We start from the raw sequence: 13,211 nt of genomic DNA on the forward strand, positions 1-13,211 counted from the left end.
AAGGAAAATCATGACAACACATAGTGAGCATAATGACAGTAAACCCACCCTAGAGACGATACTCAATCATCGCTCGATTCGCAAATTCACCAATCAGCCAATAGATGCAGCAACGTTTGAGCAGCTTATCGAAGCGGGGATGGCAGGCTCATCATCGGGATTTCTGCAGTCGGCGAGCATCATTCGGGTGACAGATCCAAAGCAGCGCTATGACATCCGCCGTATTTGCGCCGATGCCCAGCAAGCCAAAGACGGGGAAAAATACGGTCATCCCTATGTGGAGCACTGTGCCGAGCTACTAATTTTTTGTATGGACAACCACCGCCACCAAACCCTTGTACCCAATGCGCAAATTGATTGGACTGAAGTCACCATTGTTGGGGCGGTTGATGCAGCCATTATGGCGCAAAATCTGCTGCTAGCGGCTGAGAGCATTGGATTGGGTGGTGTGTATTTGGGCAGCGTCCGCAATGACATCAGACGGATGGGCGACATACTCAAACTGCCACAAGGCGTGGTGCCGCTATTTGGCATGGCATTGGGTTATCCTGACCAAAACCCTGCCATGCGTCCACGTTTGCCAAAGGCCTTGGTAGTTTCCACCAACCAATATGAACCCGCTGACAAATCCGCATTAGACCAGTATAACCAAACCGTTGCAGATTATTATGCGGCGCGTGGTCAAGCAGGGTCGGATTGGGTGCAAACCATTGAAAGTTATTTGGATAAACCCGTACGTCCCGAGGTGCTGCCTTATCTTAACCAACAAGGCTATGCCAAAAAATAACCCAAAGTTTAATCAACAAACTCACCTAAAAAAAATTCTGTAAAAAACTCGATTTAAAAAAAAGTCACGTAAAAAAAGGACGCTTAGGCGTCCTTTTTGATTTTTGATGAGCGAAAAAGTCTTATTTTAATAAATTTTTCAAGTTTTTGGCTTGCTGTGCTGCATTACCTGTATAAGTGGCAGGGGTCAAATCAGCCAAACGTTGACGCTCAGCTTCTGGCACGGCTGCCAGCTCATCGCCATTGACAAAGTTGACCATCATCTCACGTGTCATGGCTTGACCGCGGGTCAAGGCTTTTAGTTTCTCATAAGGTTTTTCAACATTGTAGCGACGCATCACGGTTTGGATTGGCTCCGCCAACACTTCTTGGGCAAGGTCCAAGTCTTCATTGAGACGATTGGCGTTAAGCTCTAATTTGCCAATACCTTTTAAGCAGGCGTCAAAGGCAATCAGACTTTGGGCAAAACCTACCCCCATATTGCGAAGGACTGTCGAGTCAGTCAAGTCGCGCTGCATACGAGAAATCGGCAATTTTTCACCCAAATGCGCGAGCATGGCATTGGCAATACCCAGATTACCTTCTGAGTTTTCAAAGTCAATTGGGTTGACTTTATGAGGCATGGTGGATGAGCCCACTTCGCCATCTTTGAGTTTTTGTTTGAAATAACCCAAGGAGATATACGTCCATACATCACGGTTAAAATCAATCAAAATGGTATTGTAACGGCGCAGCGCGTCAAACAATTCGGCGATATAGTCATGTGGCTCAATTTGGGTGGTATAGGGATTAAAGGTCAACCCAAGACTGGTGACAAAGTGTTCGGCATTTTTTGCCCAGTCGATTTGTGGGTAGGCTGACAGGTGCGCGTTGTAGTTACCCACCGCACCATTGATTTTACCTAGCAACTCTACGTTATTAAATTGCTTGAGCTGGCGATGCAGACGGTATGCCACGTTTGCCATTTCTTTACCCAAAGTCGTTGGGCTTGCGGTTTGCCCATGCGTGCGTGACAGCATGGGTTGGTCGGCATGGGTTTCCGCGAGGGCGGCAATCTCATCAATGATTTTTTGCATCGTTTGCGCCAGTACGTCGCGACCTGATTTTAACATCAACGCGTGTGATAAGTTATTGATGTCTTCAGAGGTACAGGCAAAATGGATAAATTCACCCGCGTCTTTTAGCGCATCGATATCGGCAATTTTTTCTTTTAAAAAGTATTCAACGGCTTTGACATCATGGTTGGTGGTGCGTTCGATGTCTTTGATACGCATCGCGTCTGCTTCGCTAAAATTGGCTACAATCGCGTCTAAGCGCTCATTGGTCGCTGCCGAAAAAGGCTGAATTTCATGAATATCGGCATGATTGGCAAGGCTCTGTAACCAGCGCACTTCCACCGTCACACGGGCATGAATCAAGCCAAATTCTGACAGGTAAGGACGTAAACTATCCACTTTACTGGCATAGCGACCATCAATAGGTGAAAGAGCGGTCAAAGTATTCATCAAATAATCCTAATCGGTTAAATAAAGGGTTAACGTAAAAGTGCCTGCATTATAGCAAACTATGACAACCTGGACTACCGCTAGCGTTGCTTGGCAAACAGCCCAAGCCCAATAATCACCAGCGCAATCCCCACAAAACTTAAGCCTGATGGCATCGGCGTGTGCAGCAGTAAAATAAAAACCGACAACAACAGCCACATAAAAAACAGCGAAAACTTGCTGACCAAAACCAATGTCCGCCTTGTACACTCATCAATTGATACAGCACAAACGACGTGCTAAAAAAAGCCGACGCAATCAGCCCCCAAACAAGCATTTTTCCCATTGGCTTGATATTTCCCTAAGTTGTGTTTTAACGATTTGGCAGCGGCTATTTGCCTTTGGCATCTGCCCAAATGATTTTATGCAGTTGCAGTTGAAAACGCACCGGCAGCGCATCGGCAAGTATCCATTCTGCCAAGTCAGCGGCAAGGGTAGGTACATTGGCTTGACGTTCTTCCACATTAAACATCGGAGAAAACCACACCGTTGCGACTTTTTTATCCAGTTGGTAGTCTGATAGGATTTTTTTTGACCAGTCATAATCGTCGCGATTCATAATCACAAATTTGATTTGGTCATGGGCAGTTAAGTAGGGGAGGTTTTGCCACAGATTTTTATCGGCTTCTTGAGAGCTTGGGGTTTTGATATCCATAACTTTAGATACCGCCGTTGGCACCTCTGCCACGGACAGCGCGCCCGAAGTTTCAAGCGAAATTTCGTAGCCATGCGCCAGTAACAAGTTCATCAAAGCGATTGCATTGGGCTGGGCTAAAGGTTCGCCACCTGTCAAACAAATACGCTGGCACGGAAAGCTCTGACACACTGCCAAAATCCCCGCCAAACTCATGCGCTCGCCGCCGACAAAGGCATATTCGGTATCACAATACACGCAGCGCAGCGGGCAGCCTGTCAAGCGGATAAAAATCGTCGGCAAGCCTGCGGTCAAGGCTTCACCTTGCAGCGAGTAAAAAATCTCCGTAACTTTGAGTCCTGCTTCGGGGTCAGTGGTGGGAATGGCGGTATTGCGGATGGGTAGCGTTGAATTTGGCATAAATGTGATTAACTAATAAAAATTAGCGTTTATTTTATCAAATTTATGCCAATAAATCTTTGTGTTCAGCGGTTAAAGCAATTTCATTTCGGTTAACACGTCCACCGCAGCACGAAATGCTTCTTGCGCCGCGGGTGCACCGCAGTAAGGTAGGCTATGTAGTAGCACTTCTTGAATTTCTGCCACGCTTGCGCCGTTATTAATCGCCCCGCGAATATGACCTTTTAGTTCTGTTGGGGATTTTTGCGCGATTAAAAAGGCAATGGTCACCAGTGAGCGGGTTTTGCGGTCTATTCCTTTTCCATCAGTGCCGTCGCGTTGCCATGTTGAGCCCCAGGCATGTTCATTAATCCAGTCTTGCAGCGGCGCGGTAAATTCGGTGACTTGTGACATGGCACGCTCCACATGCGCTTCGCCCATGACTTGTTTGCGTACTGCAATGCCGTTGTCGTAGTCTTGTTGTGCCATCTTTAAACCTCTATTTTTCATATTCTCACTAAATTAATTTATGAGTTAATCATATCATCTAAGAATTCAATAAGTTCTCTTTCTAAAATTTCTAGCCATTCCTCTTTCGTAGTAGATTTAAAAATTTCATGATTGTTCTTAAATGAAAATCTGCTAATATTATTTGTTTGTTTAAATTGCTTTAAATACTCTTTAACATTTGAATTATCATCAAAAAAATCCAAAGTATTAGATTGTATCCCAACATTTGAATAAACTCTCTCCATTGCTCTTGGATGATAATAGTTTTCGATACAGCTTTTTTTCAAAACATATCCCTTAGCTTTGGTTTTGTTAGAAATGAATTTTTCAACCTGTTGATGTTGCCTTGCCTGTTCATCTTCACCATCTTTTAAGTCACTATCAAGTATTAGATAAAGATATCTGTTAGAGTTAGAAAAGTAATCGATATCAACAAAATTACTAACGTTAGTTTTTCCACCACATGGTAATACAAGTATTTTAGGATTGCCCAATAGATTACCTATCTCTAATTTTTTGCATATGCAATCAAAGAATAAGATGTCATTATTCCCTTCAACAAACACTATTTTTTCATGATTATCCATAAGATTAAAACTTGGTTTTATTCCAAGTTCATCAACTACTTTTTTCAAGAAAATATCTTCATTTGAATCATTTCGATATTCGTAATTTGATTGTTGGGTTTTAGTGCATAAAATTACTGAATCAAGAGCTGTTGAGCCAGTAAAAACTGGTGAATGAGTTGTAATAAAAATTTGATTTGTTTTAGATAAATCTTTGAAAGCCTCAATTAAATCTTGTTGCGCTGAAGGATGTAAAAAAGTCTCTGGCTCTTCAATCAAATAAATTATATTGCTTTGACGATTTTTTTCTGCCAAATAGCGAAATCTTGCTACCATAAAAATACGTCTATAGCCCGCTCCTTTGTGCGTCATAGGAATTAGTTTTTCATCATTATCGAACTTAAAGCTTACATCAACTGATTTAATGATATCTTTCCAAGAAATTAAAGGTCTGATTTCAACTTCAACCAAATTTGTCGCATATTCTTGCATGAAATGCTTAATAGCTTTTGCCTCTGATTGCATTTCAGTAAAAATTTCATTTTCAATTTTTTTTAATTTTGAATCTTCTAAACTATTTTCTCTATCAAAATAACTTAAAATTTCGCTGACAGATTGAGTTTTGAACTTTGTGTCTGCTTCTAAACCATAATCCGCTTTAAAAAACTCGACATCTGGAAGAAGGGTACTAATTTTAAATTCATCATTAACCCAATGGGCTCGAAATGGTTCATTAGCAAAATGGGATTTAATTTGTTTAATTTTTTCGTACTTGGAATTTCTGCCTTTTCCTGCTACAGGAACACTAATAGAGTTTTCAGCTAAAATTTTACTGATTTCTTCATCCGACTTAAAATAAATATTCTGTAAATCTTCTCTTTCAAAATCATTAAAATAGACCTTTTCTTCTGAAAATTTCGCTTGGTTAAAATTGATACTTTTACGATATTTTAGCGAATTATTATGTAAAAAAGATTCTACATATTCCTCTAAACCAGCTTCTTTTTTGAGTTTTGATTTTAGGCATTCTATCAGTTTGTCTTTCAGAAAATTATCTGTTAATTCTACTTCTATTTCTATGGGCTTATAAATATTGTTAAAATCATTATTACTTATGGGATAGTTCTTTAAGTCAAAAAAAGATGAAATAGCAGATAAAATTGAAGTTTTACCAGTGTCATTTTTACCTATTATAGAGTTGAAAGAGCCAAATTTAATTTCAGCTTCCTTAATACCTCTGTAGTTTTTTATTCTAATTGAGCTAATTAACATATCACTCCTCATATATTAATGAAAATTAAATAAAAAAACCGCTATTAAGCGGTTTAGTGTAGAAAGGAATGATATAAATGTCAAACATTAATCCATTCTTAACAAATCATTGATAGAGGTTTTAGAGCGGGTTTGCGCGTCTACTTTTTTCACGATGACCGCACAGTAAAGCGAGTGCGAGCCGTCTTTGCTTGGCAAACTGCCTGACACGACCACCGACCCTGCAGGAATACGGCCGTAACTGATTTCGCCTGTTTCGCGGTCTAGGATTTTGGTTGATTGACCGATATACACGCCCATCGAAATCACCGAGCCTTCTTCCACAATCACACCTTCAACGATTTCTGAGCGCGCACCGATAAAGCAGTTGTCTTCGATGATGGTTGGGTTGGCTTGTAGCGGCTCAAGGACGCCGCCAATGCCGACACCGCCTGATAAATGCACGTTTTTACCGATTTGGGCACATGACCCCACCGTCGCCCACGTATCGACCATTGTACCTTCATCGACATAGGCGCCGATATTGACGTAAGATGGCATCAAGATAGCGCCTTTGGCAATGTATGAGCCTTTACGCGCGACGGCAGGTGGCACCACGCGCACGCCCGCTCTGGCAAATTGTTCATCGCCCCAATCTGAAAATTTGGTTTCGACTTTATCAAAGAACTGCAGGTCACGACCGCCATTCATGATGCGGTTGTCGTTCAGACGAAAGGATAATAATACCGCTTTTTTGACCCATTGATTGACCATCCATTCCCCGTCTTTTTTTTCTGCCACACGCAAGGTACCCGCATCGAGCTGAGCGAGTACATCATTGACGGCGGCACGTACATCGTCGGTGGCATCATTGGGGTTGAGGTTGGCACGGTTTTCAAACGCATCTTCAATAATCTGTTGTAATGACATAATTTTTTCCTACAATCCAAAAAAAGGTAGGTCATTGTCGCTAATTTTATTTTGTTTGGCAAATATTAATACGTCATTTTGGCAAGTTTTCATGACTAGACAGCTTTGAGGTGTTGTAAAATCACAGCAGGTATTAAAAGGCATGGGTTAAATAGCCGTCATTAAATGAATCAGCGCAGGACCAAAAAACACCATAAATAACCCTGCCAATACCATCGTCAGACTGGCAATCACGCCTTCGCTTTCATGCCGCTGACTGGCTCTTGCGGTACCAAAACCATGTGACGCATTACCCAATGCCACGCCGTGGGCAAGATGGAAACGGATTTTTGACCAGGCCAGTACCATATCGCCAATCACCATGCCGACCACCCCAGTAATTAAAGTAAATAGCGATACGAGCGCCGCTGAACCATGAATCTGCTGCGCCAAATCAATCGCAAATGGGGTAGAAATTGACCGTGCCATCAAGCTGTAGGTGAGGGTGGCATCAAATTTAAACACGCGAGCAAACACCATAATGCTAGCAATACCCACCAACATGCCCACCACAATCGACACCGCAAGCACAGCAGCATAGCGATAAATCAATTGACGATACTGATAAATCGGTATGGCAAATGCCACGGTGGCAGGGCCCAACAACTCAACAATCCAAGCGGTATCGGCAAAATAGGTTTGGTAAGAAATCCCAAGCACAATCATCAATACAATCGTTACCGTCGCCACCGTGATGGCAGGATTGAGCCAAAATTTTGGGAAACGGGCATACACCCGTTTTGCTAACACATACGCCAAGATAGTCCAAAGTAAACAGCCGATAGAGATAATATTCATAGTAAATTACGATTGGTATGATTAATGGTATGTGATTATTGATGGGCATGGTGCTTGCGGCGATACAACGCGCGCTTGACACGATTGCCTAGCATAAAAGTGAGGGCAGAGCTCAGCATCACCAGTGCCGTACTCACGACAATGGTAATCATCAGCTGCCAACCTTTAGCAAAAAATAACTGCTGATATTGGGTAATCGACATCATCAGCGGAATAAATAACAGTACCAACTCGCCCAAGATAAACTTCGCGCCGACATTGACCCAGTTGAGTTTAATGACCCCAGTCAATAGTAATCCCAGCATCAAAAACAGCCCTACGATGCCAGATGACATAGGTAGGTTAAATAATTTTTTGAGGATGTCAGCTGTGCCCCATACCACACCAATGAGGGCGATTTGCAGTAAAATTTTGACCAGCGGCTGTTGTAACACACGGTCTATTTTTTGGGGTAACACTTTATGGCGTAGCAGTTTATGGGGCACCAGTTTATGGGGTAATAGCTGCTGAAAGGTTGGAAGATTCATAGCGCGTTTCATGGTAAACAAGTCATCAACAATGAAGATATCTAGTATAAAAAAACCATTAACAAAAAATATGAATAATATTTTTAAAATTATGCGTAAAATCTATAAAGCTACAAAACAAAGCTATAACGCTATAAAGCTATTTTGGGCAGTGCAAAAACATGATGACCTTAAAACAACTTCAATGCTTTATCACTGTAGTGAAGACCGGCGGATTTTCTCATGCTGCCGATACCTTGAGTTTGACGCAGCCAACAGTGACCAAAGCCATTTCTAATTTGGAAGATACGCTGGGCGTGGCGCTCTTTGATAAGCAACTGATGAGCCGCAAGCGGGATATTGCGCTGACCGAAATTGGTGCATTGGTATATGAGCAGGCGCAGACGGTGCTGCAACATGTCGGCTACCTTGAGCAGACGGTGACACAATATCAGCACATGGATCGCGGGCAGCTGCGGCTAGGGTTGTCACCGCTCGGGGGTGAGTTGTTGAGCGATGCGATTTTTGAGTTTTATCGAACCCATTGCCATATTGAGTTGTCGTTGCTAGAAGATGGCGCAGAGTCGTTAAAACAATCCTTGCTCGATGATACGCTTGATGTGTGTACCTTGATGCAACCGATTGAAGCGGACTTTGATTGCATCCCAGTATGCGATTATCCCATTATGATGGTGGCACACCGGCAGCATATGGGCAATACCATCAAACAAGTGACTTTAAAATCCTTAAAAAATGCGTCGTTGATGTTATTTGCGTCCCATTCGTCATTTACCTCAATGATTGTCGAAGAATGCCAAAAACTCGGCTTTGAACCCAATATCATTTGCCACACCAACCAATGGCAACTACTGACAACCTTGTTGAAAAAAAACATGGGGGTGACGCTACTGCCCAAATATTACACCGATAAGCTCGATGACAAACAGTTGGTTTGCCTGCCGCTCGTCCAGCCTAATTTAACTTGGCAAATGGTGATGGCATGGCGAAAACACCGACCGCTGACCCCAGCCATGCAAGCTTGGCTAAACATAGTACAGCGCCAGGCTAATAATAAAGTTTAATCAATAGGCTATAAATATTTGATAAACCTTTTTATAGCACTGTGTTACGGCTTTGTGTTACAGCCTTGTGTTATAGCCCCATGCGTTAACGCTTTTTGATATATAGAATTTACCAAATGGCGTTAGACACCGCGCAATCGCTGACGTAAAATTCTAAAGCTAATACTTAAAAAATTACTTGAACGACCACTAAAAAAATACAGCACAAAAAAAGGGAATGATTATGCTACAACAACCTGATGATCACTACACCGCACCCGCCAACCTTGGCACAGCGGTATATGCCAACAATGCCGATGCTATTGGTAACACACCGCTGGTGCGTCTTAACCATATCATGCCACAGGGGGTGACTGTGCTTGCCAAAATCGAAAGCCGTAACCCAGCGTTTTCGGTCAAATGCCGAATCGGTGCGGGCATGGTGCAAGCCGCTGAGCAAGCAGGGTTATTAAAGCCAGGTATGCAAATCATCGAGCCGACGAGCGGTAACACGGGGATTGCGCTGGCGTTTGTGGCAGCAGCCAAAGGGTATAAAATCACGCTGACCATGCCAGCTTCGATGAGTATGGAGCGCCGTAAAGTGCTGGCTGCGTTGGGCGCACACTTGGTGCTTACTGAGCCTTCGCTAGGTATGAAAGGCGCGGTGGAAGCTGCGCAAGAAATCCATGACAACCATCCTGGCGAATACTTTTTGCCCCAACAGTTTGATAACCCTGCCAACCCAGACACCCATGTCAAAACCACCGCACCTGAGATTTTTAATGCCACAGGGGGTAAGGTCGATGCGCTAGTGGCAGGCGTGGGTACAGGCGGGACGATTTCGGGTATCGCGCGTTATTTTAAACAAATCAAACATCAGCCGCTTTATACCGTCGCGGTTGAGCCTGCAGAATCACCGATTATTACCCAGACGCGTGAAGGTAAACCCATTACCCCAGGTCCGCATAAAATCCAAGGGATTGGCGCCAACTTTATCCCAAAAAATCTTGCGCTTGATTTGCTTGATGAAGTCATCACGGTAACTGGCGATGATGCGATTGCATGGGCAAGACGGGCAATGACCCAAGAAGGTATTTTATGTGGTATCTCTTGCGGTGCAGCGCTGCAGGCGACGTATCAACTAGCAAGCCGCCCTGAGATGCAAGGCAAAACCATTGTGGTTATTTTGCCAGACAGTGGTGAGCGTTATTTAACCAGTGTGCTATTTGATGGTATCTTCACTGGCGAAAACTTTAATTAACAAGCTTTCATGAACGATAAAAAGGGCTTTAGTTAGCCCTTTTTTAATTTATTTTTACTTTATTTTTTAATTTAAAATATCTATAAAATCATCGGTTGAATAACCCAAATATTGTCATCAACCCATGACCCATAACGAATAACTCACAATAAATAGCCTAAGCAAATTTTATAGTCATTGCCACTCATTTTTTCAAGTCGTTTTTATTGCCAAGCCATTTTATTTTTAGATTATTTTCTTTCTAGGTTATTCTATAGCCAAGCCATTTTTAAGCGTTTTTGCTGACGTAATAAACGCGTCCCTAACAGCAGTGACGCCAATCCCAGCGCTGCAACCAGCGCGATCCAAAATCCTTTAGCGCCCATATCGGTATGGCGCACCAAATAGGTACCCAGCGGAATCGCCACCACCCAATAGCAAAATAAGGTGATAAACATCGGCACTGTGGTATCTTGCATACCGCGCAAAATCCCCGCAAAATTGACCTGCCAAGCATCAAACAACTGATACACGGTGGCAAACCATAATAACAGCGCGGCTTGCTGAATCACTTGGGGATTTTCACTAAAGAAAGTTGGCAGGGTTTGACGAAAAATCGCAGTTAACAACATGCTAATCACCGCAAATGACGTGGCTACGGCAATGCCGATGAGCTTGATGCGTTTAAGCGCTCGGTAATCTTTGGCACCATAGCGATTTGACACCATGATGGTGAGCGCCATCGCGACTGAAAACGGGAACATAAATAACTGCGATGAAATCGTCAACGCTACCTGATGGCTTGCCACCGCGATTTCACCCAGTGGGCTGATGATAATGGAAGCTAGACTAAAGGCGCTTACTTCAAAAAAAATCGACATACCAATGGGAATGCCAATTGATAATTGCTGACGCAACTGAGCAAAATTCATACCGGCAAAATTGGCAAAAAAGCGCTGGTTGGCAAAATCTGACTGGGGGCTTAAAGTCAAATAGCTTACCAACATCAATAAATTTATCCATAACGCAATGCCAGAAGCAAAACCACAGCCTGCGCCGCCCATGGCAGGAATCAGCACAGTTTCACCGAGGGTGACGCCATGAATAAACGCATAGCTGAGCGGCACATTTAAAATCAAACCAATCAGGCTAATCACCATGACCACGGTGGGATGTTTTAAGCTTTCGGTGTAGCAGCGCAGCGAAGTGTATAGACAGACCGCAGGAAACCCAAAAGAGATACCAAACAAGAATTTTTGCGCGATGTGCTGAATATCCTTCGGTACCTTCATCCAATCAAACAAATAATGCAGCTGATTGACCAGCACAAACCCTATCATACCGATGATAAGCGCCAGCCACAGCGATTGTTGGGTAATAAACGGCACTTTTTGTAGTTGCTGCTGACCAATCGCTTCCCCAATCAATGGCGTGGTGGCAAGCAAAATACCAACTGCTAGCAAAAAAGTGGGCATCCAAATACCCGCGCCGATTGCCACGCCCGATAAATCTAGCGCGGAGACTTGCCCAGCGAGTAAGGTGTCGACCAAGGCGAGCCCTGACTGGCAAATCTGGGTGATTAAAATAGGTAAGGTCAAGACAAATAATTGTTTTAAGTCTTGACGAGCAATAGCTGACAGCATGTAATGACCAAATATTCGTTGAAAATTCAATAAAGGCGGCAGTTTAACAGATTTTACGGCATGATTTTTTATTGTTTAATTTATTGTTTAACAGGTCAGCAAATTAACAGGTCAAAAAAGTTAGCGTTTGATTGTAATAGCATCAACATAAAAAAGCCTTTATCAAATGTCGCTACAATTTGATAAAGGCTTTCTTCAACAGTAGCTTTTAAAGCGCTTTAATCATGGCTTGATAGCCTGTGAGTTTATTAGTCGCATCAAAGGTCTGTACCACAAACGCATAATTGGCTTTGGTGGCATCCACAAACGGTGTAAAAGTAGTGCCGTAGGTTAATTGGTTAGTGCGTACAAAACCCATACCGCGGTCAGTGGCTTTATCCAAGTTGATTTGGGTGACAAGCGTGCGAGCGGTGCTGGCAGGCGCAGTCCAATTGAGGTTTAGGGTACTACCTGTCCCCGTAATGTTAACGCCTAAATTGCCGATAGTAGCAGTGAGTGGCAATACTTTAAAATCGCCATCGCCGCCTAAGGTATAGTTGACATCACAGCCGTCTTTATTGTCAGATAATTCTCTGCCAAAATCGACACCGACCTGATAACTATATTGACCATCCCAATAATCACGCTTGCTATCATAATCGCCATTAAATGGCATGCCCGCCACAGAGGTTTTTAATTCGTCAAACTGTAAAAATTTAAGAACCGTATTATCAAATTTTGCTGCTGGGTCGAGTGTGCCAGACAGCACACCACCCATCGCTTCGTCAGTTTTAATAGAGATTTTTTCTGTGGTTAAGGTGTTTGGGTCTTGGCAAGTTTTTTGTTGATAGCTCATTTGACCATACACTGAGGCGGCATAATCATTGCCAATATCAAAATACACCACACCTAGGTCGCTATCATTGGGCTCGTTGTCGTTGTCTTCTACAAAATAGCCAACATACAACCCCCCTTTACCGCCTTCTGGGGTGATTTTATCCAAAAAATTATCTAAGCTGTCTTCGGGCAAAAAGATACTTTGTAAAATCTCTGCCATGCTTTTTTCTTTATTGGTTAATTTATCCTCGACTTTTTTGTAGGCATCGCGGACATCCGTTGCAATGTTTTTATAACTCTCATTGGCGTCGTTTAGGGCATTGTCGACAGTCTCACTACCTGAGCCACCACACGCAGATAGGGCGATGGTGAGCGCAGTTAGCATGCCTATTTTATAAGACGCTTTTTTATAAGACGCTTGGGTATATGACATAATGACAATCCTCGAGAATAAATAAAATAGCAATAAAAAATAGCGATAAATTATT

The 13,211-nt window shown here is 43.0% G+C and carries 13 protein-coding genes; 3 read left to right on the top strand and 10 right to left on the bottom strand.

Features of this window, described 5'->3' with window-relative positions:
- Positions 1 to 10: 10 nt before the first annotated feature.
- Positions 11 to 787, top strand: a complete 777-nt coding sequence (gene nfsA, locus RNZ41_RS04310; protein ID WP_065252820.1) for an oxygen-insensitive NADPH nitroreductase — start codon at positions 11 to 13, stop codon at positions 785 to 787.
- Positions 788 to 908: 121 nt separating this feature from the next.
- Here the strand turns inward: nfsA and purB are convergent, their stop codons facing one another.
- From purB to RNZ41_RS04350, 8 genes are all read right to left on the bottom strand, one after another.
- Positions 909 to 2,291 (bottom strand): adenylosuccinate lyase, encoded by a 1,383-nt coding sequence (purB, locus tag RNZ41_RS04315; protein WP_314027662.1) that lies wholly within the window; start codon positions 2,289 to 2,291, stop codon positions 909 to 911.
- Positions 2,292 to 2,371: 80 nt separating this feature from the next.
- On the bottom strand, positions 2,372 to 2,518 hold the full coding sequence (locus RNZ41_RS04320; RefSeq protein WP_156627536.1) for a hypothetical protein: 147 nt from the start codon (positions 2,516 to 2,518) through the stop codon (positions 2,372 to 2,374).
- Between the two features lie 143 nt (positions 2,519 to 2,661).
- Positions 2,662 to 3,384 (bottom strand): 7-carboxy-7-deazaguanine synthase QueE, encoded by a 723-nt coding sequence (queE, locus tag RNZ41_RS04325; RefSeq protein WP_062330964.1) that lies wholly within the window; start codon positions 3,382 to 3,384, stop codon positions 2,662 to 2,664.
- Between the two features lie 72 nt (positions 3,385 to 3,456).
- The gene (locus RNZ41_RS04330; protein WP_314027663.1) at positions 3,457 to 3,852 is read right to left on the bottom strand and encodes a carboxymuconolactone decarboxylase family protein; all 396 of its coding nucleotides are present in this window, start codon (positions 3,850 to 3,852) and stop codon (positions 3,457 to 3,459) included.
- 38 nt (positions 3,853 to 3,890) lie between these two features.
- The gene (locus RNZ41_RS04335; protein ID WP_314027664.1) at positions 3,891 to 5,711 is read right to left on the bottom strand and encodes an ATP-dependent nuclease; all 1,821 of its coding nucleotides are present in this window, start codon (positions 5,709 to 5,711) and stop codon (positions 3,891 to 3,893) included.
- An 87-nt stretch (positions 5,712 to 5,798) separates the two neighbouring features.
- The gene (gene dapD, locus RNZ41_RS04340) at positions 5,799 to 6,620 is read right to left on the bottom strand and encodes a 2,3,4,5-tetrahydropyridine-2,6-dicarboxylate N-succinyltransferase (RefSeq protein WP_314027665.1); all 822 of its coding nucleotides are present in this window, start codon (positions 6,618 to 6,620) and stop codon (positions 5,799 to 5,801) included.
- A gap of 147 nt (positions 6,621 to 6,767) precedes the next feature.
- Entirely contained in the window at positions 6,768 to 7,457 is a 690-nt protein-coding gene (locus RNZ41_RS04345; RefSeq protein ID WP_204155915.1) for an LrgB family protein, read from the bottom strand.
- Positions 7,458 to 7,492: 35 nt separating this feature from the next.
- Positions 7,493 to 7,984 (bottom strand): CidA/LrgA family protein, encoded by a 492-nt coding sequence (locus RNZ41_RS04350; RefSeq protein WP_314027666.1) that lies wholly within the window; start codon positions 7,982 to 7,984, stop codon positions 7,493 to 7,495.
- Positions 7,985 to 8,145: 161 nt separating this feature from the next.
- On the opposite strand from RNZ41_RS04350, the gene RNZ41_RS04355 reads away from it, so the two are divergent.
- Entirely contained in the window at positions 8,146 to 9,045 is a 900-nt protein-coding gene (locus RNZ41_RS04355; RefSeq protein WP_314027667.1) for a LysR family transcriptional regulator, read from the top strand.
- A gap of 223 nt (positions 9,046 to 9,268) precedes the next feature.
- A complete protein-coding gene (gene cysK, locus RNZ41_RS04360) occupies positions 9,269 to 10,285 on the top strand; it encodes a cysteine synthase A (RefSeq protein ID WP_314027668.1) in 1,017 nt (338 codons plus the stop codon).
- Positions 10,286 to 10,536: 251 nt separating this feature from the next.
- On the opposite strand, the gene RNZ41_RS04365 is transcribed toward cysK, so the two are convergent.
- Both RNZ41_RS04365 and RNZ41_RS04370 read right to left on the bottom strand, forming a co-directional pair.
- Positions 10,537 to 11,907 (bottom strand): MATE family efflux transporter, encoded by a 1,371-nt coding sequence (locus tag RNZ41_RS04365; RefSeq protein WP_314027669.1) that lies wholly within the window; start codon positions 11,905 to 11,907, stop codon positions 10,537 to 10,539.
- A 208-nt stretch (positions 11,908 to 12,115) separates the two neighbouring features.
- Complete coding sequence (locus tag RNZ41_RS04370) at positions 12,116 to 13,156, bottom strand: hypothetical protein (RefSeq protein WP_314027670.1); 1,041 nt, start codon at positions 13,154 to 13,156, stop codon at positions 12,116 to 12,118.
- Positions 13,157 to 13,211: the final 55 nt, after the last annotated feature.

The sequence above is a fragment of the Moraxella sp. DOX410 genome, from assembly GCF_032248735.1.
Classification (GTDB): Bacteria; Pseudomonadota; Gammaproteobacteria; order Pseudomonadales; family Moraxellaceae; genus Faucicola; species Faucicola tetraodonis.